Raw genomic sequence first — 20,289 nt, forward strand, 5'->3', positions numbered from 1 at the left:
TATTCCTCCTTATATCTCTATCGCTCCATCACCAATATCGCATACATAAAACGAAGGGACAAGTCCGGTCCGGGCCGTATACCGCTCTCCCACCGTCTGCCGGAACGCATCCACCGCATCCTCGCGCACAAGGCTGACGTTGCAGCCGCCGAAGCCGGCACCCGTCATCCGGGTCCCGATACAGCCGTCAACCTCGCGAGCTACGGCATAGAGCGTATCGAGCTCGAAGCCGGTCACTTCGTACAGATCGCGCAGCGATTCATGAGACTGGTTCATCAGCTCGCCGAAGGTGGCCAAGTCGCCTGCGTCCAGGCTGCTTTTCGCCCGCAGCACCCGGTCGTCCTCCCGGACGACATGCTCGACCCGGTTCGCCACGACGGGATCGGTGATCGCATCCTTCACGCGCTCCCACTCCTGTACGGACAGCTCGCCGAGACTCGACAATCCGGGAAGTCGCTCTTGAATCCCGGCAAGCCCTGCCTCGCATTGCGACCGTCGCTCGTTGTACTTGGAATCGGCCAGCCCGCGGCGCTTGTTCGTATTGGTGATGATGAGCTTGTAACCGTCTATATCGAGCGGCACATAGTTGTAGTCGAGCGTATCGCACTTCAGCATCATCGCTTGCCCTTGCCGGCCCATCCCTACGGCGAATTGGTCCATGATGCCGCAGTTGACGCCAACGAACCGGTTCTCGGCTCGCTGGGACAGCTTCACAAGCTCCAGCATCGGAACTTTCAAGCCGGCCAACGTTGACAATGCCAATGCCGTCGCCAGCTCGATCGAAGCCGAGGAAGACAAGCCGGCGCCGTTCGGCACGTTGCCCCAGTAGACGAGGTCTGCGCCCGTATAGGCGCCTTGCCCGTCACCGGACGTACGCTGCAGCTCCAACAGCTGGGCGAGTACGCCCTTCGGGTAATTCGCCCAGTCGTCTTCCTTGCGGTATTCCACCTGATCTACCGGCGTATCGACCTGGGCCTCGAACTGCAGCGACCGGAACCGGTACTGCCCATCCTGTCGCGGAGCGACCGCGACGTAAGTACCGAACGTGAGCGCGGCAGGAAACACATAGCCCCCGTTGTAGTCGGTATGCTCCCCGATCAAATTGACGCGTCCCGGAGCGAAGAAAACCCGAACCCCATCCGATTTGCCGAAAAACCGTTCGAATCCTTGTGTGACCTCATTTTGCCCTTGGATATGCTGCTCCCCACTCATCCTACAACCGTCCCTCCTTCTCTAGATAACGCTGATAAGCTTCACGCAGCTTCAGTGCCGTATCTTCGACCGCCGCCGTATTGGCCGCCGCCCACGCCCCCATCTCGGACGAGGCATACCACTTGATCTTGTCCTTCTCTCGTAGTGGCGGATAAAACTCGATGTGGAAATGGTAGTAGTCCTCCACATTGTCGCCGTTCACCGGGCGTTGGTGCATGACCATCATGTAAGGGAACAGCTTGTCGAACAGCTGGTCCATCGCGCCGGTTGTATCCTTGAGGATGGAAGCGAGACTGCGTTTTTCTTCTGGGGTGAAATCCGTCAGCGCGGTCTTGTGCGACTTGCTCACGATGAACACGCCGTAAGGATAGTCGGTGAAAAAAGGCACGTAGCTGATGAAATGGTCGTTCTCAACAACCACACGCCGCTCGAACGCCTGCTCCTCCCGGTTCATGTCGCAGAGCAAGCAAGTGCCGTGCTCGGCATGATGCTTCTTGCAGTTGTCGAGCTCTGTGCGGAGCTTCAGCGGCACATGCGAGTAGGCGTAGATTTGACCATGCGGATGCGGCATCGTCACCCCGCACTCCTCGCCGCGATTCTCGAAGATCATCACGTACTTGTTCTTCGGGTCCTTCTCCATCTCGACGAACCGTTCCGTCCAGAGATCGATCAGCTTGCCGATGTGGTCCACCGACAGCTCCGGCAACGTCTTATGATGGTCCGGGGAGTACAGGATAACCTCGCATTTGCCGTAAGCTTCCGTCGTCTTGTACAGCGAAGTCGCCACCGGATCGGGCACCGGGGGATTCGGGCTAAGAACGGGAAAATCGTTTTGGTACATCAGCACGTCGTAGTTGTCCGGAACTTTGCCGGAGCCGGGACAGAACGGGCAATAGCCCTTCGGCATATGGGGCCGGTTCGCCCGATTGGACGCCACCATCACCCAGTCGCCCAGCAGCGGGTTGAAGCGCATTTCAGCCATGATTGCCTCCCAGATACTTTATTAAATATTTTAATTAAGATTACCTCTATCATAGTGCTTTTATAGTTTTTTTTCAATTCTTCTCTGTTGATTTCGAAAACTTTTTTCGTTATCCTAATGAAGATAAGATGGCAACGGAAAGGAGAGGTCGGATGCTTCCCCCCATGACAGGCAATTTTCAATGGATGAAGTCGCTCAACCGGTCGATTGTCCTGAACAAAATTCGGGAAGCCGGACCGATCTCCCGGGCGGAGATCGCGAAGCAGACGTCGCTCACCCCGCCTACGGTCACACACCTCGTGAATGAGCTGATCGCCGAACGGTTCGTCGTCGAGAGCGAGATCGGCACCTCCAGCGGCGGGCGCAAGCCGATCCTGCTCACCATTAACGCCTCGGCCTATTATTGCATCGGGCTCGACGTTGGCGTGAAGTCGATCAAAACGGTCATCACCGATCTGAACGCCCATCCGGTACTTGAAGACAAACAACCGATGCCGCCGGGGATCGACAGTGATTCGCTGCTGCAGCTTCTCGAGCAGACCGTCCGGCGCGTGTTGGATGCGTCCGGCCTTGACCGCTCGCTCATCCTCGGCATCGGCGTCGCCATGCACGGGCTCGTCCAGCCTGAGGAAGGCATCGCGCTCTTCGCGCCGAATCTGGGGCTGCGGCAGGTGCCGATTCGCGCTTTTCTGGAAGAGCGTACGGGGATGCCGGTGCAAGTGGAGAACGACGCCGCGGCTATGGCGCTCGGCGAGATGTGGTTCGGCGGCGGGCAGCAGCTGCGGGATTTCATCAGCGTGAATATCGGGGAAGGGGTCGGCGCCGGCATCGTGCTGCAGGGCAGCCTGTACCGCGGCAGCCGCTACTCCGCAGGCGAGATCGGCCACACGACGGTCGATCTGAACGGTCCCCGGTGCAGCTGCGGCAACTACGGCTGCTTGCAGACGCTCGTCTCCGGACCGGCGATCGCGGACAGCATGCGCCGCCATATCGCGATGGGCGGCACGAGCCGCTGTGAGGCGATGGCTGCGGGACGGCTCGAGAGCATCACCGGGGAGATGGTGTTCGAGGCCGCCCGGCAAGGCGACGAGGCGGCACGCGACATCTTCCGTCGCATGGGACAATTGCTCGGCATCAGTTTGACGAACTTGATCCATACCCTCAATCCGCAGAAGATCATTCTCGGCGGCGGCGTGTCCCAGGCGGCGGAATTCATCCTGGAGTCCGTGCACACGGCGGTCCGCTCGCGGGCGCTCGAATCCTCTCAAGCGAATCTTACGATAGAAGTGTCTCCCTTAGGTGAACGGGCTACTCCCATCGGTGCCGCCACCCTCGTGCTGTCCAAGCTGTTTGCCCCGAATTGAACGAAGACGGCGACCGCATAAAAGACGCCCGGCCTTATGAAAAGGCGGGGCGTCTTTGGCTTGGGAAGCCATCAGCTTCCGTGTATTATTGCGCTGCGCATACGTCGCGAAGCGATTTTCCCGGTCTGAAAGCAGGCACCTTGCTCGCCGCGATCTCGATTTCTTCTCCCGTTTGCGGATTGCGACCTTTACGGGCCGAACGCTCACGAACCTCGAAATTCCCGAATCCTACGAGCTGTACTTTATCTCCGGTTTGCAATGCGTCTGTAATCGCATCGAACACGGCATCCACTGCTTTAGTCACGTCTTTTTTGGAAAGATCGGTCGACTCGGCCACTTTGGCAATCAATTCGGATTTATTCATGCCATTCACCTCCCCCCACGAATGATCAATTCCTTTATTCTCCTGTGTTCACCGATTTTGCGGAAAATATACATGAGACTTGAAAAATCCGTGCTCGGCCCTAGGGAGCTGCCAATATAAGCCTAGAGCCCCGAACAAAATTTATGTTAAACGATCGCCGATCCGGACACAACCGACTTTTTACCTAATTGGCGGGCGTGCACCAGTGCATAGAATAGCAAAAAGAGCACTCTTACGAGTGCCCTCGATTGCCTTACAGGATGATGGCGATCAGTCCGCCGGAGCCTTCGTTGATAATGCGGCCCAGCGTCTCCTGCAGCTTGTAGCGCGCATTGTCCGGCATCATGGCCAGCTTGCCCTGAATGCCCTCGCGCACGATGGAGTGCAGCGAGCGGCCGAAGATGTCTGACTCCCAGATCTTGAGCGGGTTCTCTTCGAAATCCTGCATCAAGTAGCGGACGAGCTCCTCGCTCTGCTTCTCGGTGCCGATGATCGGTGCGAATTCGGACTCGACGTCGACGCGGATCATGTGGATCGACGGCGCGGTCGCCTTCAGCCGTACGCCGAAGCGGGAGCCTTGTCGGATAAGCTCCGGCTCGTCGAGCGACATATCCTCGAGGCTAGGAGGCGCGATGCCGTAACCTGTCGTCTTGACCATCTCGAGCGACTCCGCGAACCGGTCGTACTCACGCTTCGCGTGCGTAAACTCCTGCATGAGCTGGAGGAGGTGATCCTTGCCGCGAATTTCGACCCCGACCACTTCGACGAGAATTTGATCGTACAGCTCATCCGGCGCGTACAGGTCGATCTCGGCGACGCCTTGCCCCATGTCCATGCCGGCCAGCGCGGCCCGTTCGATGAAGTCGTACGTATCGAAATGCCCCACGACGCGATCGACGTCGCGCAGACGGCGAATGTCCTTCACCGTGTCGCGGACCGAGCTCTCGAAGTAGGAACGGAGCCAATGCTTCTCGTCCAGCACCATCACCCAGCTCGGCAGGTTGACGTTCACTTCGTGAACCGGGAATTCGTAGAGCACTTCGCGCATCACTTGCAGAATATCGTCTTCGTTCATGTTCGCTACGCTGAGCGCCATGACGGGAATATCGTATTTGGCGGACAGCTCGCCGCGCAGCTCCTGCGTCTCCGGGCTGAACGGACGCGTCGAGTTGACGATCAGGATGAACGGCTTCCCGACTTCCTTCAGCTCGCCGATCACCCGCTCTTCGGCTTCTACATACGAAGAACGCGGGATTTCCGCGATAGTGCCGTCCGTCGTAATCACTACTCCCAAAGTCGAGTGCTCCTGGATCACCTTCCGCGTCCCGATCTCGGCCGCCTCCTGGAACGGAATCGGCTCGTCGAACCAAGGCGTGTTGATCATCCGGGGGCCGCTCTCGTCCTCGTAGCCCTTCGCCCCTTCGACCGCATAGCCGACGCAATCGACGACCCGCACATTCACGTTCAAGCCTTCGGCCACTTGCAGCTTCACGGCATTGTTCGGCACGAACTTCGGCTCCGTCGTCATGATCGTCTTGCCCGCGGCGCTCTGCGGCAGCTCATCGGTGGCGCGCACCCGCTCCGCCTCGTTCTGAATGTTCGGCAACACCAGCGTCTCCATAAAGCGTTTGATGAATGTCGATTTGCCTGTACGGACAGCGCCTACTACCCCCAGGTAAATGTCCCCGCCAGTACGTTCTGCGATGTCCTTGAAAATATCCACTTTCTCCAATTTGATCCCTCCCTACAGGATGATGAATGAAGCAAGTGTCGCGATACGAGAGACGGATGCTGCGAACGGCAGGCCCGGTATGCGACTAACTCGTACATGCTTTCAGACTAGTAAAAAATATATGTACGGAACGTCGGAATATGACTGCCTGGCTCTATTTTTTTCTCTATCAAATTAGCAGCTTCCGCCCGACCCACCCAGCCTGGATATGAATCCAATATATGTGCCTCTCCTAAGCAATATGCGGAAACGACGAAGAACCCTCGCCGCCGAAGGACACAATCGGCATTAAGGGTTCCGGATAAATAGGGGTGAATGCGGCTAAGATTCCGATAGGACCGGCTGTCCGTCTTTCCAGCGGTACGGGTACGACTTCGCCGGTACGAAAGGAGACTCCTGGACCAGGATCGAGCGCAAGTCGGTGGTGCCGTTCAACCCTGCCGCGAGCGAACGCTCGGTAATCAGCTTCATCAAATCCGGCGCATAATCGATCAGCACGGTCCCGGATTCATGAACCCCGAACGTGAGATACGCCCTGGAGTAGCGGCTCTCCACCTGCGGCAGCTTCATCCCGAGTTTGTCGAAGTCCAACTGGTAGAAATGCGGGGCGATGGCCGGACCGACCGGCAGCTGGCCTTGATGGGCGGCCTGATACTCCTTCACCCGGTTCTGCAGGTCCCCGGCCTGCTGATAGGCGACGAGGTCCATGACGCGCACTTCCGGCTTCGTCTCCGCGTTCACCAGCAGGAAGATCGCCGAGCCTCCGTTCTCGTAGGAAACGGAGGGCAGCTGGGACAAATAATGGCCGTCTTTCAGCTTGCGCATATCGAGAATATATTTTTCATAGATCGGCGTGGAAGCCTCGGAGTTCTTGATCGGGAGCACGCCGGTACGCTGCTTGTACGTGTCGACCGCATTCTGCACGAGCAGAATGCTCTCTCGGACAGCGGTCACGTTGTCCAGCTTCGTCTCCTTCTTATATAAACATCCCGACAAAGCGAGCATGATGGCGGCCGCGGCCGCCAGGCGCGTGAGGCGCCTCATTGCGGTTACCATAAATCCTCCTCCTGCTGTTTGGCCAATTGGGCCCGGACGGCCGCGCGCAGCGGGTCCTCCGGCACGACGACCGTGGCCTCGCCTATGACCCGAGCTTGACACGCCAAGCGGATCCCTTGATCGGCGAGCGGGCCAAGCTTGTGCCTCTCGTTCGCCGAGATCGGCGACAACCCAGCCGGCTGCTCCGCCGTCACTTTGCACATCAGGCAAGACGCGTTCCCCCCGCAGCGGGAGCGGATCAACACCCGGGCTTTGCCCGCGGCAGTCAGTACGGTCGTCCCGGGAGAGACGGACACCGATTTGTGATCCGGCTCGAAGGTGATCCGTCCGTTCATGCCGGTCCCTCCTGTTCTACGAGTTCGGGCAGCAGCGAGCGAACCGTGCCGAGGAACGGCTCTCCGATCGGATTGCGGCGCGCAAGCTCCCGCCATAGTTCCTGGTGCCTGGCGATTGGTTGAAGGCGGATCGCCTTCGCGATGGGAATATAGCGGTCGGGCCGCTCGCGCAGGACGTTGAACAGCAGCTCGTGGACGAGTGGCATCACCTGCATGCGAGCTTCCCGAAGCTTGACTTCCATCGCATAGCGGCGCATGACCGCTTCCGTCTCCACTCTATAACGTGCAGTGCCGCGGTCCACCTCTAAGCTGCCTACAAGCTCTACCTGCACATCACAAACTCGATAATGGCTTAAGTTCGACCGGTACATGCCGGTCTCGCTGATTTGCGGTACATCGGTCGCGTAAACGGACAATGCTTCATGGATCACGGCAATCGAAGCGTGGTCCGCATAGAGATCGAGATCGCGGGGCTCCGTCTCGAGCGCGACGCCATGCAGGAGCAGGCCCGTGCTCCCTCCGACGATCCAACTGACGCCCACCGAAGCGAGCCGCGAGCCCAGCGTCTCCAAGGCCGGCTCGAGCCGTGCAAGATGGAGCTCCGTATTTTTCTTGTTCATTCGATCCTTCATCCTAAAAATACGGCTTAAGCGCCACGACGAAATGGGCGTCCGGCCGCTCGATGCGCGTCTGGCAGCCCAGCCGGTAGCCCTGCTCCAGTTCCTCCGGCTCGAGCCGCAGCTCCTCCGCCTCCGTCGGGGGCATTAGCGCCGCTCTCCCTTCCACGACCAGGCATCGGCAACGGGCGCACGTGCCTCGCGTACAATTAAATCCCCAATCCACTCCGTGCTTCATAGCAAGTTCTAGGATCGTCCGTCCCGGCACCGGTTCTACCGTCATCCGTTTCGACCGGCCTTTAAGCTCTAGCATCGGATGGCACCCCCTTCTCTGTGTGAAGCTCTGCAGGACTTCCCCGGGTTATTCCTTACATAATGGAAATCAGCATATACACGATCGATAAGAGCAATAACAGAAAGGCCACCGTTGAGACGACGCCTCGAATAATTCCTTTGAGCTTCAGCCTGGCGAACGTAATCAGGAACGAAGCGGCGATCATCAGCCCCATTCCGGTGAAAGACGCCCACATTTTGGTCAATCCATCCATATGTAATCTCTCCCGTTTCGCGGTGTTCGTCGGGTTCCCGGGCGCATCCCGCCTCGTGAAACCCAACCCTGATTATAGCATTCCGCAAATCGTTTGTGAAACAAGTCACAAAAAAGTCAAGCGGCTTCTCAGGAAGCCGCCCGTACCATAACCTGCATTATTTGTTCATCATCAGTTTCATCAACGATTCCATGCTGTTCGGATTCACGCCGCTCTTCTGCACCGCTGAAATGATCTCGTTAACGGTATTCTCCGATACCGGAATATTGACCATGTCGGAAACCTGCTTGATCAATTGGCGCAGCTGTTTCTCGCTCTGTATGGTGGACGGCTTCACTCCGCTCGCCAGCTTCTGGATATCCTTCTCCGAAACGTTTTTTCCGGTTTTCTTCTTTATGGTATTGAGCACGTCTTTAGACATATCTTTGCTGCTCATTCCAAACCTCCTCTACACCTGGGTTCATGGTATAGTATGAGGAGGCCCTCCCATCTGTATGGGCGGCTGTCCGCTCGGAGCCCGTCTTATTTCACGTATATTTCCCGGAGTCGGCCGCGACCTCTTCGATCTCGTGCGTGCGTCCCCGGCCCATCAGGTCCCGGACCGCCGCTTCCGGCGCCTTGCCCTCGAACAGCACTTGCTGCAATTGCTCCGTAATCGGCATCGGTATGGCATACTCCTTCGCCAGGGCATAGGCGGCCTTGGCCGTCTTCACACCCTCCACGACCATGCCCATCGACTGCAGGACTTCCTCGAGGCCTTTCCCTTGCCCCAGCATATAGCCGGCTCGCCAATTGCGGCTGTGCCGGCTCGTGCCCGTGACGACCAGATCGCCGACGCCGGCGAGTCCGGTGAACGTGAGCGCATGGGCGCCCATCGCCACGCCCAGCCGGGAGATCTCCGCCAAACCGCGCGTGAGCAGCGCAGCCTTCGCGTTGTCGCCGAAGGACAGCCCGTCGGACAGGCCGGCGCCCAGGGCGATGATGTTCTTCAGCGCGCCCGCGACCTCCACCCCGGTGACGTCCGGGTTCGTATACACCCGGAAGTAGGCGTTGATCAGCAGATCCTGCGCCTGCTCCGCCGCTGACACCTCCTCGGCGGCTACGACGACGGTCGTCGGGCAGCGGCGGATGACCTCCTCGGCGTGGCTCGGACCGGACAGTACGACGATCCGACGCGGATCGGTCTGAGGCAGCTCCTCCGCGAGCACGGTCGTCATCCGCTTGAGCGTCTCCATCTCGAAGCCCTTCGTCGCATGAATAATCGACATCCCGGCGGTTATGTGTGGGCTCGCGAGCCGCGCCACCTCTCTCATGCCCGCGGACGGTGCGACGAAGAGCACCGTGTCGGCGCCTGCAATCGCCTCAGCGGCACTCGTAGTCGCCCGGATGCGCTCGGAGAGCTGCGCATCCCCCAGCGCCTTCCGGTTCGTATGCTCGGTCTTCATCTCGTGCGCCTGGTCGGCATTGCGGGTCCACAGCCGCACCTCGACGCCATTGTCGGCCAGTACCGACGCGAGGGCTGTCCCCCAGCTGCCCGCCACCATGACGGCTACTCGGCGATCGCTCAAACGATCCTCTCCTCTCCGGTATCCTTGGTCGTATGATCGGACTACTTGGTCGCGTGTGTCGGCGCCCCGTCTTTCTTCGAGCCCAGCTTGTTCTCCTTGCCCTTGATCAGCTTGACGATGTTGGTGCGATGGCGGATATAAGCGAATACGGCAATTACGAGACTAGCGATTATAAGTTCAGAAGGCCGGCCCATTGCGACCAGCAAAATCGGGAGCAACCCGGTCAAAACGAGCGAGCCCAAGGAAACGTAACGCGTAACGGCGATACACAGAATCGCCACGATGCCGGCGATCAGCGTCGGCAGGAAACAAAGTGTAGCGGCGACGCCGACCGTGGTCGCGATGCCTTTGCCGCCCTTGAACTGAAAGAAGATCGGCCAGTTATGGCCTACAACCGCTCCGATTCCGGCCAAGACGGGCGCCCACTCTTGATCCCCGCCAAGCGCTCCGCCGATTAGGACGGCGGCTACGCCCTTCGCCGCATCCAACAGCAGAACGGCGATCGCCGGGCCGACCCCTAGCACGCGGAGCGTATTGGTCGCCCCCGCATTGCCGCTGCCGTGGCTGCGAATGTCGATCCCCTTGGCCAGCTTGCCGTAGATGTAGCTGAAGCTGATCGAGCCCAGCAAATACCCGATCACGATAGACAGTGCCAGCTGCACGATGCCTCTCCCCTATTCGTCGTCAGATTTCCTTCTCGTAAACAAGCGCAGCGGCGTGCCCTCGAACCCGAACGAGGCCCGGATCCGGTTCTCCAAGTAACGCTCGTAAGTGAAGTGCATGAGCTCCGGATCGTTCACGAAGAACACGATCGTCGGCGGCTTCACCGATACTTGCGTCGCATAGTTCAGCCGCATGCGGCGTCCCTTGTCGGTCGGCGGCGGATTCACAGCCAACGCGTCGGAGATGACGTCGTTCAACAGATGCGTCTGCACCCGCATCGCATGCGCTTCGCTCACTTCCACGACAAGAGGCAGCAGCTTCTGCAGCCGCTGCTTCGTCTTCGCCGAGACGAAGGTGATCGGCGCGTACGTCATGAACAGGAAGTGATCGCGAATCTTATTCGAGAACTGCTGCATGGTCTTGTCGTCCTTCTCTACCGCGTCCCACTTGTTGACGACGAAGACGGACGCTTTGCCGGCCTCGTGCGCGTAGCCCGCAATATGCTTGTCCTGCTCGATGATGCCTTCTTCCCCATTAATGACGACAAGCACGACATCGGCCCGCTCGATCGCCTGCATCGCGCGCATGACGCTGTACTTTTCCGTAGACTCGTACACCTTGCCCCGCTTGCGCATCCCTGCGGTATCGATCAGCACGAATTTCTGTCCGTCCCGCTCGAACGGCGTATCGATCGCGTCCCGAGTCGTCCCCGCCTGATCGCTCACGATGACCCGCTCTTCGCCGAGAATCGCATTGACGAGCGACGACTTGCCGACATTCGGCCGACCGATCAGCGCCACGCGAATCGTATCCTCACCGTACTCGTCTTCCTGCTTCTCCGGCAGCTTGCTCGAGACGTTCTCCAGCAAGTCGCCGATCCCGGTGCCGTGCGACCCGGAGATGCCGATCGGGTCTCCGAAGCCGAGTGTGTAAAACTCATAAATATCGTCTTGACGCTTCAAATTATCGACTTTGTTGACGGCCAGCACCACCGGTTTGTTCGCCCGGTACAGCATTTGGGCTACTTCGGAATCGGCAGCGGTTACGCCTGCCTTCGCGTCCACCATGAAGATGATGACGTCGGCTTCCTCTACCGCCAATTCCGCTTGCGTGCGGACCAACTTCAGAATTTCGTCTTCCCCGTCGATTTCAATCCCGCCGGTATCTATAATACTGAAAGAAGTGCCCATCCATTCCCCGATTCCATAGATTCGGTCGCGGGTAATGCCGGGCTTGTCCTCCACAATGGCCAGCCGGTCACCGACAATGCGGTTGAATATCGTCGACTTCCCCACATTCGGGCGGCCTACAATAGCGACGATAGGTCTTGCCATTTCCGTTCAACTCCTACTCTTTCGAATTCTCACCGCTTAACATCATAGCAAAAAAGAGAAGAAATGGCTAATTGTTTTCCCTTCCCAGCCAATTCCGATCCCAACGCAGCACAGCCCGTTTATCTATGCTTGACGATGATGACGGAGCCGTTGCGCAGATCATGCGCGGAGGCGTCCAATATTTTCTCGAGCGAAAAAGCGAGCTTCTGCAGCTCCTCCGCATCGGGTACGCGAAAGATCGGCGCGCCTCCCGCCACCATGTCCGGGTGCGTCGTCACGATAGCCAGAATCATCCCGCTCATGGCGCTCCCGCCTCCCGGATGTCCGACTTCGCTTCGGACGGCATGCGTACGGCGCTTTCCAGCATCGGCACGCGCAGCAGCACTTTCTTCGCCAAGTTCACATCGCGCTCCTGGGGGAGTATGAAGAGCGCGAGCCGCCCGTCGTCCATATCCAGCTTGCCCAGAGGGATGAGAGAAGGCTCGCCGGAGTCGCGATACACGCCCAGGATCGTGGACAGGTCGTGCAGCATCGCCTGCCGCTGCCCCAGATTGGCCAGCGTCGTGCGGAAATTGCGATTTTTGGGCGTCAGGATCAAGCCCAGCCCGTGCTTCGCGATCGCATCGCGCGTAGACTCCAGCCCGACATTCATAATATAAATATCGCCGACATACAAATCCGGCCCCTCGATCCGCACTTCCGCTTCCTGTACGTGCGCGGCTGAACGGACCGACTTCCCGGACTTGAATTTGAGCGCGATGAGCAGCCCCGCGAGCCCTGCCAGCAGCCCATACCCCCACCCGAACAGGATGGAGAACAAGGAAGTGATAAATGCCGCGAAGATGACCATGTAATTCCGGCCCTCGAACACCATCGCCGTTCCCTCGATATAGGTGCCGCCGCGTGGAACGAGCTCCATCTCATCGATCTTCGATAAAGTGTTGCGCTCCATGTTTCGAACGTCGCGGAACTGCTGAGCCGCCAGAGACAGGAAAGTGATCGCCGTGTAGTTTTTGTCAAACAACGAAGGCACGGCCACCGCTCCTAGCGCCGCCGCAATGAAGCCCAAGGAGATGTGGATAATCCTCCCATGGGGATATGTCGGGTATTGGCGGTAATCGGTCCGAAGCAGCGCGAGCCTCGTGCATAGGCCGATACAGACGCCGAGCACGATCCCGAGCGTGTACCGCTGCGTATACATGGCATCCATGGATGTCACTCCTCTCTCTCTTGTTCGTCGCGCTCCTCGCGCACCAGCCGCTTCCGCATCAGTCCGGAACTCGCCACCCATACAGATTCGAAGGCGAGGGAAGCAAGCCGGACCGCGGCGACCGATGCCCACCATTCGTCCTGAAACGTGCGGCCTCCCCATAGAAAGGGAACCGTATTCTGCCGCACATAGGCGACTAACCCGGTCCCGATGACGATTCCCAGGGAAACGACGCACAGCTGATCGCCCGGGTCCCGGGTCAGGAAGAGAGCGGTCAGCCCTACGACGATGCCGGCGGCTACGGGCGAATGAAGCGGAAGCAGCAGCGGATCGGCCCGGAGGGCATGATGAAGCAAGGCGTACAAGGACCCGAGGAACAGTCCGATCGAGACCAGGTGCAGCCCCTTCACGGGCGTTTCGCACGATCCGATCCGATGCAGGACGAAGATAAGAATGGGGATTAAGACCAGTCCGATCTCCGCCTGCGCCGATCCGGGGCCTGGGATGTGGATTTGACTCAGTACAAGCCAGCCGATCAGGAACGCGATCAGTCCCCGGTCGCGAAGTCCGGGCAAGAGGGCCGACTTCCACCCGCTCGCGAGCAGGATGACGGCCGAGCATAAAAGGATAAGGCTTAAGTAGCCGGGATTCATAACGGGATTCGTTCACCTGCCCCTACCTGCTTTGCCTAGTATTTCTGTTTCCGGGGGGTTTTAGTCTTCCCGCGCATCAAGTGACATGTGCGGGGAACCCAGGATCAAAAAACGAAAAAAACGACTGCCTCCCTTGTCGGAAAACAGTCGTTCTGGTCGTCATCTCTTATTTGAACTTGCTCAGCTTGTCGCCGAACCGCTCGCCGAGCGTCAGGCTCATCGATTGGTTGGAGAGCGAGACGTTCTCGTTCTGAAGCTGCGGCTGCTTCTCGCGACGCTCCGGACGCTTGTCGGCTTTTGCGGGCTGCTCCGGCGCTTCTTCCGTCTCCTTGATGCTCAGGCTCACGCGCTTCTCGTCCGGGTTGAAGTCCAGGATTTTCACTTGAACCTCTTGCCCTTCCTTCAGCACTTCGTGTGGTGTCCCGATGTGGCGGTGCGCGATCTGGGAAATGTGCACGAGTCCTTCTACTCCCGGCGCGATCTCCACGAAGGCGCCGAACGATACAAGGCGCTTCACGGTGCCGGAAACGATCGTATTAGGCGCGAATTGACCGGCCGCCTGTTGCCACGGTCCCGGCTGCGCCGCCCGGATGCTCAAGCTGATGCGGTCCGCTGCCGGATCCACCTTCAGCACTTGCACGGTAACTTTGTCGCCTTCCTTCACGACTTCGGAAGGCTCTTTCACATGGTGCCATGCCATCTCGGAGATGTGCACCAAGCCGTCCACGCCTCCGATATCGACGAATGCGCCGAATGGAGTGAGACGTTGAACGGTGCCTTCCAATTGTTGGCCGACCGACAGGTTAGCCATCACTTGCTGCTTGTTCGCTTCGAAATCTTGGTCGAGTACGTCCTTCTGCGACAGTACGACCTTGTTCTTCTCCCGGTCGAGCTCTTTTACTTTCAGACGGAGCGTACGACCTTTGTAATCGGAGAAGTCTTCTACGAAATGACGCTCCACCATGGAAGCCGGGATAAATCCGCGCAAGCCTACGTCTACGACCAAGCCGCCCTTGACGACTTCGGCCACTTCCGCTTCAATGATCTCGCCGCTCTCGAGCTTCGCTTGAAGCTCGTCCCATGCCTTCGCACCGTCGATGACGCGCTTGGAGAGTACGAGACGCTCCTTCGCATCGTTCAGCTCCATGACCTTGAGTTCAACTTCTTGCCCGACTTGTACCGCGGAACCGGCGTTCTCCAGTTGGAGGGAAGACAGCTCCTTCAGAGGAACGACGCCGTCATATTTATAACCAATATCGACGATGGCTTGATTGTCCTCGATCTTGACGATTTTACCGGACACGACGCTGCCCTTCTTAATAACGGCTACGTTCGCGAAATCCGGCGTGGCGGTATCGGCTGCTTCCTGCACCGCTTCGGTGGATTGTACATTCGTTTCTTCTGACATTGGTAAGGACCTCCTCGACAAGACAACCTGTGCGATCATCTATAGACATATTCAGTAGTATAATTCCAAGATACCATTTCCATACGCTCGAAGCAATGTTCGATTCATGAGTTTCCCCGTATTCCCAACTATTTCTGCCGAGAATACCGCTCAACCATGCCGCGAATATCCGACATGATCCGTTCTGTTGCGAGCTCCAGCGACTCCGAGGACGGATTCTCCTTGAACTCGGACAAATCCACAGGCGGGCCGTAATAGATGCGCATCCGGCGGAACAGCCGATAGTTGCCGACGATCGCGACCGGAATGACGATCGCGTCCGCCTTGAAGGCGAGCGACGCCGCTCCCTTCTTGCCCATCCCTCCCGCATTGCTGCGCGTACCCTCCGGGAAGATGCAGAGCACGTTCTGATCCTTCAGCAGCTGCGTGGCGAGGCGGATCGACTCTTTGCTCACGCCTCCGCGCTTGACCGGGAAGGCGCCCAACGCCCGAATGAATCGGCCGAAGCCGGGAATCCGGAACAGCTCTTCCTTAGCCATAAAATGCACTCGGCGCGACAACGGCGTGCCCACCAGCGGCGGATCGATCAGACTGATATGGTTCGAGCATAGAATAAGCCCTCCGCCGGACGGGATGTTTTCCTTCCCGAACGACTGCAAGCCGAAAGCAAGCTTGAAAATGATCCGCAGCAGAACTCGACACGTGCGATACAGCATAGAGCTAGGCTCCTTTCCCCGAGGACGCTCGCGAGATTTCCAGAATGCGCTCCGCCACCTGCTCCGGGTTCAGCTCGGTCGCGTCTAGCAGCACGGCGTCGCTCGCCCGCCGCAACGGGGAGACTTCCCGCTCCTGGTCCATCCGATCCCGCTCGGCTTGGTCTTGCTCGACCTGTTCCAACGTGATGTTCGGCTGCTTGAGCTTGATCTCTTCAAAACGCCGGGCGGCGCGTGCCTTGACGCTGGCGGTCAGGAACACCTTCACTTCCGCGTTCGGCAATACTTGCGTACCGATGTCGCGGCCGTCCATGACGACTCCCTTCTCGTCGGCCATCCGCTTCTGCATGCCCACGAGCCGCGCGCGCACCTCCGGGATCTGGGAGACGGCCGACACGTTCGAGGTAACCGCGGCGGAGCGGATCTCCTCGGTCACGTCGCGGCCGTCCACGAGTACGATCTGGCCGTTCGCTCCCGGCAGGATCTCCAGCTCCATGGAATCGGCCATGGCGGCTATGGCGTCCGTCTGATCCGGGCGCAAGCCGAGCGAAAGCGCTTTCCATGTAACGGCTCTATACATCGCGCCGGTGTCTACATAGATGAAGCCGAGCCTCTGCGCTACCAGCCGGGCCGCCGTACTCTTCCCGGCCCCCGCAGGGCCGTCAATGGCGATGTTAAACTTGTCCAACGGTTAACTCCTCCTAAAAATGCACAAAAGATAGGCCAGCTCTCAAGAAATAACCCCACTGGCATCCGTGGGGCTCCCGGTTCGTATCGCTGTCCATGATACCATGAATCCCAAGTCATTGCCACCTGCAAACCGTACTCCTATCGCTCCGGAGCGGGATAAGGGTGTCCTTCGAGCCGCTCTACCTTCACTACGGTTTGGCGGAAAACCGGCCATTGCAATAAAGCCTGACCGGCAAGCAGCAGAGCCAGCAGCCCGATGATGGCGACGCGGATGATCCGCTCCCAGCGATCCGACCACCGGAGGAACAAGTCCTCATAGGACCGTTCCGTACTTTCGTCCTTGATTTGCTGCTCGGTCGCTTGGCTTCCTCCGGTATCCGCCGAAGTCGGCTCGTTCGGCTCGTTCGGTTTGTTCGTACGCATCGTGGTCACCTGATGGATGTAGTTTCCATTTATTGTACCCACGCGGCTGTCCGCGTATTCTCTTAACGCTTGCGGAAGTCGAGCTGCCGCTCGAAGCAATACCGGATGATTTTTTGGCGCTCGACGTCCTGGATATCGGTGAACGACATCATGACGATTTGCTTGCCCGTCTCGAGCGGCTTCGTCCGGACGACTTCCCCGGTGAAATTGGCGTGCTCCACTTGTCCGTTCTTATAGGGCGTGAGCAGCCAGCTGTTCAAGCTGTCATGTTTGGCCAGCGGGATACGGCCGTCGCAATAAAAGGAAACGCCTCCCCCTCCGACATCCTCCGTTGTAGCGAGGAATTGCATCTGCTCCGAGAGCTTCACCGCGAGCTCCAGCTCGGCCGGCACCCGCAGGAAGTTCCGGCGCTGCACTTGCGTGATTTGCCCGGGCTCCGGCGGCTTGAGCAGGACCAGGCGCAGCACCTCTTCCTTGAACCCAAGGATGACCGAATTGAAATAGTTCTTCACGCCGCCATCGGTGACGAAATAGGCGGAAATCTGGTCGCCGGCGTACAACCGCTTCAGCTTCCCGGTGCTCGTATGAATCGGCACTTCCATCGAGATGTAGTTGGCGTTCACATCCGCGATGCGGGCTTTGTATTCTTGCTTGGCTTCATCCTCGTCGATCGAGTTGACCTGAAGATACAGCACAGAGTTCACTTTTGGAAGCACTAGCTGGTCCACCCCTGTTCATTCATGCTCAGTCGCACAATATCCTGATTATACCACGTCCCCTTTGTTTGGGAACAGTAGGGATGACACGGTTACTCCTTAGCCATTCAATTTACGCTTGGGGGCATGAGGAAGGGCTCCGACCGTTTGTTGAAATCGGATTCCATGGATTGACCTCTCGGATGGAGCGATCCCCGGACAAACCAAAAAGCGGCCGGCGGCCGCTTCTTGGTGAAGTGCTTATCTTCTCTTTTACGCGCTAACCTCAACGTCAACAGGTTTAAGTTCTTCAACCTTTTCCTCATTCCCGGTGTCGGCATTCAGGAAAATTCGGTAGTCGCCCCCGTTGATCTTGCCCGAGAACTGATAGCACAGTACTTCCTTGTCCAGCTCGTTTTTAATGATCGCAAGCGTCTCATGCGACACCTGAAGCGCCGGGTTGAGCGATTTCTTCACCTGCTCCATCGACAGCGCCGGGGCTTTCGACTCGCGCGCCTTGTGCTCGAACAAGTAGTCCGCGGCTTGCAAACCCGTCACATCGCCGCTGTCCATCGCCACCATGGCCGTGACCTTCTCCGGATACACGATCATGTTGTTTTGCTGCCCGGCGAACGTGATGTTGGCGACATTCTGGTACTCGTCATAGCTGACGGCGGTCATGCCCTTATACCCATGCGCCTCCAGGAAGGACTGCGCGGCCTCGCGCGCCTTCTCCGGACTCAGATTCCGTTCGTTCACGGTTCTCGGGTTCATGTACCAGATCATCTCGCCGCCTTTCTTGGAATAGTCGAGCGAGATGTCTTCCTGGGTATTCGGCTTCTTCGTCGTGACGCTGAAGGAGCTGTATTCGATGCCATCGCCGTTCTCCACGACGTGAATCGTGTTCAAGTCCGAGATGCCGAGGAACGCACCCGCCTTCTGCTTGACTTCGTCCGCGGTCACGACGGGTCCCGAGAGCGCCTGGAAGGAACGCTTCTCGAACAGGCCGGCCATGGAAGGGCCCCAGTTCAAGTCATCGTACTCGCTCACTTTTTTGTCGACGGTCTGGAAGCCGTCGATGATCGTGTTGTCGAGCGCCTTCTCATCCGAAGCGAGCGCCACCTCCACGTCCATCCATCGCAAATTGTTGGCGATAACTTGCGATTGGACATCGCGTAACTGGGTCGAGATTTCTTTAGACCTCTCGTGCAGCGCCGACATCGATTGGAGCTCCTCCGGGGACAGCGGTTCCTTCGTCAAGTCCCGGGCGGCCACTCGGTAGGAAAAGCTGGCGATGTTGCTCAGGAACTCTTCCGTCTTGTTGAACGGCATAAGCGTAAGCGGCAGTTGGTTGATCTCGTTGCGCGCTTCGCTCGTAATGCGCCACACGTTCACCAACCCGCGCCGCTGCGAGGCGTGGGACGTGGAATTGATCGCCAGCGAATTGCCCAGCTCGCGCTGCAGCTGGTCCACGTGGTACGACAAGTCGTGGAACGCCCGCTGGTATTGATTCTCCGCCTTCAGCAGAATCGAGTTTTTCTCTTGGTTCACTTGATACCCCCACAATACGGCTCCAGCCAGGAGCAGCGTGACAATGGGGAACATAATGCCGCTTAATCGTCTGTACATCCAAGGTTCGCTCCTTTCATCCACCAAAACTGTCAATAGTTTTCGTCGGGGGCGAAGCCTTTATGCATCCATTCTCGCGAGCTCAAAAAAAAGAAGGCCTCCTCGCGGAAACCTTCTCATTTTACACGTCATAATCGACTTCAAAATCGTCCCGGTTGTTGCACAAGCACATTTTGAACCCGGTCTCGACCTTGTCTTTCTCGCGCCGGCCGCGCAATACGAACCGTTCCCCGCATTGCCTGCACCGAATCCGAACCTTAATGCGTTCGCCTATCATGGGCTCCCCTCCCGTAAATTTGCGGAATGTATACCCCCAGTATAGACGAAACGCTCAGCTTTTAACCTCATCTTCGCGGCGAACGAGGCGAAAAGGCGATCGGGCGTTGGCGCGCTGCACCTTCCACAAGCTCCGGAGCCACAAGTACACCATCAGCGGGACCATAAACCAAACCCAATACGTCGACACCTGCAGCAGGATGTAGTCGAACAACCCGTGCCAAAACACGGGAATGAGGAGCGATAGGAACAGCAGCTTCGACTTCTCGGACGGCGTGCCGAACTTGGCCCGGCCCATGTAATAGCCCATCATGACGCCGAACAGGGCATGTCCGGACACAGGCAGCAAAGCGCGGAACATAAGCGCAGACAAAGAAAAATGGTTCGTCAGCGCATAAATGACGTTCTCTAGTGTGGCGAAACCCATCGCGATGCTGACCGCGTATACGATGCCGTCGTACGGCTCGTCGAAGGCCGCATGCTTCAACACGGCGAAGTACAGGATGAACCACTTGACGAACTCCTCCACGAAGCCGGTAATTCCGAAGGCGAACAGCAAATTGTTCTCCCCGAGCCCCAGCACTAGCGTCCGCTGTATGACCATGGTCGGGAACACGAGCAGAACGCCAAAGAGAAACACCCGTACTACCATGCCGATGGGTTCCGCATCATACAAGTCCTTCAGGTAAAAGTACACGAGCAGAGCGACGCCCGGTGCCACGGCAGCCGTTATGATCGACAACCATTCCATTCTCGCTTCCCTCCTTTCCGTATCATACACAAGCGAAAAGCACCCGCAAAAACGTAACGTTTTTGA

25 protein-coding genes are annotated in these 20,289 nt (G+C 58.1%); 1 reads left to right on the plus strand and 24 read right to left on the minus strand.

What is annotated here, in order from left to right:
• Positions 1 to 9: 9 nt before the first annotated feature.
• Together ACI5FR_RS26735 and galT are read right to left on the minus strand one after the other, a co-directional pair.
• A complete protein-coding gene (locus ACI5FR_RS26735) occupies positions 10 to 1,212 on the minus strand; it encodes a galactokinase (RefSeq protein ID WP_405460166.1) in 1,203 nt (400 codons plus the stop codon).
• Between the two features lies 1 nt (position 1,213).
• A complete protein-coding gene (gene galT / locus ACI5FR_RS26740; RefSeq protein ID WP_405460168.1) occupies positions 1,214 to 2,194 on the minus strand; it encodes a galactose-1-phosphate uridylyltransferase in 981 nt (326 codons plus the stop codon).
• A 164-nt stretch (positions 2,195 to 2,358) separates the two neighbouring features.
• On the opposite strand from galT, the gene ACI5FR_RS26745 reads away from it, so the two are divergent.
• Positions 2,359 to 3,558, plus strand: a complete 1,200-nt coding sequence (locus ACI5FR_RS26745) for an ROK family transcriptional regulator (protein WP_405460170.1) — start codon at positions 2,359 to 2,361, stop codon at positions 3,556 to 3,558.
• 85 nt (positions 3,559 to 3,643) lie between these two features.
• On the opposite strand, the gene ACI5FR_RS26750 is transcribed toward ACI5FR_RS26745, so the two are convergent.
• From ACI5FR_RS26750 to prsW, 22 genes are all read right to left on the minus strand, one after another.
• Entirely contained in the window at positions 3,644 to 3,922 is a 279-nt protein-coding gene (locus ACI5FR_RS26750) for an HU family DNA-binding protein (protein ID WP_405460172.1), read from the minus strand.
• Positions 3,923 to 4,175: 253 nt separating this feature from the next.
• Positions 4,176 to 5,654, minus strand: a complete 1,479-nt coding sequence (gene spoIVA / locus ACI5FR_RS26755; RefSeq protein ID WP_405460174.1) for a stage IV sporulation protein A — start codon at positions 5,652 to 5,654, stop codon at positions 4,176 to 4,178.
• Between the two features lie 321 nt (positions 5,655 to 5,975).
• Positions 5,976 to 6,710, minus strand: coding sequence for a hypothetical protein (locus ACI5FR_RS26760; protein WP_405460177.1), 735 nt, complete (start codon positions 6,708 to 6,710; stop codon positions 5,976 to 5,978).
• A complete protein-coding gene (locus tag ACI5FR_RS26765) occupies positions 6,704 to 7,045 on the minus strand; it encodes a 2Fe-2S iron-sulfur cluster-binding protein (protein WP_405460179.1) in 342 nt (113 codons plus the stop codon). The genes ACI5FR_RS26760 and ACI5FR_RS26765 overlap by 7 nt, the downstream gene beginning before the upstream one ends.
• The gene (locus ACI5FR_RS26770; protein WP_405460181.1) at positions 7,042 to 7,665 is read right to left on the minus strand and encodes a nucleotidyltransferase family protein; all 624 of its coding nucleotides are present in this window, start codon (positions 7,663 to 7,665) and stop codon (positions 7,042 to 7,044) included. Before ACI5FR_RS26770 ends, ACI5FR_RS26765 begins: the two co-directional genes overlap by 4 nt.
• Positions 7,666 to 7,678: 13 nt before the next feature.
• Positions 7,679 to 7,975 carry a 2Fe-2S iron-sulfur cluster-binding protein gene (locus tag ACI5FR_RS26775; protein ID WP_405460184.1) on the minus strand — a complete coding sequence of 99 codons (297 nt, stop codon included), beginning with the start codon at positions 7,973 to 7,975 and terminating at the stop codon, positions 7,679 to 7,681.
• Positions 7,976 to 8,030: 55 nt separating this feature from the next.
• A complete protein-coding gene (locus tag ACI5FR_RS26780) occupies positions 8,031 to 8,210 on the minus strand; it encodes a DUF2768 family protein (protein ID WP_405460185.1) in 180 nt (59 codons plus the stop codon).
• 157 nt (positions 8,211 to 8,367) lie between these two features.
• Positions 8,368 to 8,646, minus strand: a complete 279-nt coding sequence (locus ACI5FR_RS26785; RefSeq protein WP_405460187.1) for a stage VI sporulation protein F — start codon at positions 8,644 to 8,646, stop codon at positions 8,368 to 8,370.
• Between the two features lie 91 nt (positions 8,647 to 8,737).
• Positions 8,738 to 9,778, minus strand: a complete 1,041-nt coding sequence (locus tag ACI5FR_RS26790) for an NAD(P)H-dependent glycerol-3-phosphate dehydrogenase (protein ID WP_405460190.1) — start codon at positions 9,776 to 9,778, stop codon at positions 8,738 to 8,740.
• Positions 9,779 to 9,819: 41 nt separating this feature from the next.
• On the minus strand, positions 9,820 to 10,443 hold the full coding sequence (plsY, locus tag ACI5FR_RS26795; RefSeq protein ID WP_405460331.1) for a glycerol-3-phosphate 1-O-acyltransferase PlsY: 624 nt from the start codon (positions 10,441 to 10,443) through the stop codon (positions 9,820 to 9,822).
• 9 nt (positions 10,444 to 10,452) lie between these two features.
• Positions 10,453 to 11,775 carry a ribosome biogenesis GTPase Der gene (der, locus tag ACI5FR_RS26800; protein WP_405460193.1) on the minus strand — a complete coding sequence of 441 codons (1,323 nt, stop codon included), beginning with the start codon at positions 11,773 to 11,775 and terminating at the stop codon, positions 10,453 to 10,455.
• A 119-nt stretch (positions 11,776 to 11,894) separates the two neighbouring features.
• The gene (locus ACI5FR_RS26805; RefSeq protein WP_405460196.1) at positions 11,895 to 12,077 is read right to left on the minus strand and encodes a capping complex subunit for YIEGIA; all 183 of its coding nucleotides are present in this window, start codon (positions 12,075 to 12,077) and stop codon (positions 11,895 to 11,897) included.
• A complete protein-coding gene (locus ACI5FR_RS26810; RefSeq protein ID WP_405460198.1) occupies positions 12,074 to 12,985 on the minus strand; it encodes a YIEGIA family protein in 912 nt (303 codons plus the stop codon). The genes ACI5FR_RS26805 and ACI5FR_RS26810 overlap by 4 nt, the downstream gene beginning before the upstream one ends.
• A gap of 5 nt (positions 12,986 to 12,990) precedes the next feature.
• The gene (locus ACI5FR_RS26815; RefSeq protein ID WP_405460201.1) at positions 12,991 to 13,638 is read right to left on the minus strand and encodes a YphA family membrane protein; all 648 of its coding nucleotides are present in this window, start codon (positions 13,636 to 13,638) and stop codon (positions 12,991 to 12,993) included.
• A gap of 166 nt (positions 13,639 to 13,804) precedes the next feature.
• Complete coding sequence (gene rpsA / locus ACI5FR_RS26820; protein WP_405460203.1) at positions 13,805 to 15,046, minus strand: 30S ribosomal protein S1; 1,242 nt, start codon at positions 15,044 to 15,046, stop codon at positions 13,805 to 13,807.
• A gap of 128 nt (positions 15,047 to 15,174) precedes the next feature.
• Entirely contained in the window at positions 15,175 to 15,762 is a 588-nt protein-coding gene (locus ACI5FR_RS26825) for a lysophospholipid acyltransferase family protein (protein ID WP_405460205.1), read from the minus strand.
• A 4-nt stretch (positions 15,763 to 15,766) separates the two neighbouring features.
• Positions 15,767 to 16,447, minus strand: coding sequence for a (d)CMP kinase (gene cmk / locus ACI5FR_RS26830; RefSeq protein ID WP_405460206.1), 681 nt, complete (start codon positions 16,445 to 16,447; stop codon positions 15,767 to 15,769).
• A 140-nt stretch (positions 16,448 to 16,587) separates the two neighbouring features.
• Entirely contained in the window at positions 16,588 to 16,872 is a 285-nt protein-coding gene (locus ACI5FR_RS26835; RefSeq protein ID WP_405460208.1) for a hypothetical protein, read from the minus strand.
• Between the two features lie 62 nt (positions 16,873 to 16,934).
• Entirely contained in the window at positions 16,935 to 17,588 is a 654-nt protein-coding gene (locus tag ACI5FR_RS26840) for a flagellar brake protein (protein WP_405460211.1), read from the minus strand.
• A 252-nt stretch (positions 17,589 to 17,840) separates the two neighbouring features.
• Positions 17,841 to 19,196 carry a germination protein YpeB gene (gene ypeB / locus ACI5FR_RS26845; RefSeq protein ID WP_405460214.1) on the minus strand — a complete coding sequence of 452 codons (1,356 nt, stop codon included), beginning with the start codon at positions 19,194 to 19,196 and terminating at the stop codon, positions 17,841 to 17,843.
• 121 nt (positions 19,197 to 19,317) lie between these two features.
• On the minus strand, positions 19,318 to 19,473 hold the full coding sequence (locus ACI5FR_RS26850) for a hypothetical protein (protein ID WP_405460215.1): 156 nt from the start codon (positions 19,471 to 19,473) through the stop codon (positions 19,318 to 19,320).
• Between the two features lie 54 nt (positions 19,474 to 19,527).
• Positions 19,528 to 20,223, minus strand: a complete 696-nt coding sequence (gene prsW / locus ACI5FR_RS26855) for a glutamic-type intramembrane protease PrsW (RefSeq protein WP_405460216.1) — start codon at positions 20,221 to 20,223, stop codon at positions 19,528 to 19,530.
• Positions 20,224 to 20,289: the final 66 nt, after the last annotated feature.

Origin of the sequence: Paenibacillus sp. HJGM_3 (genome assembly GCF_045062745.1) — a bacterium.
Lineage (GTDB): Bacteria > Bacillota > Bacilli > Paenibacillales > NBRC-103111 > Paenibacillus_AA.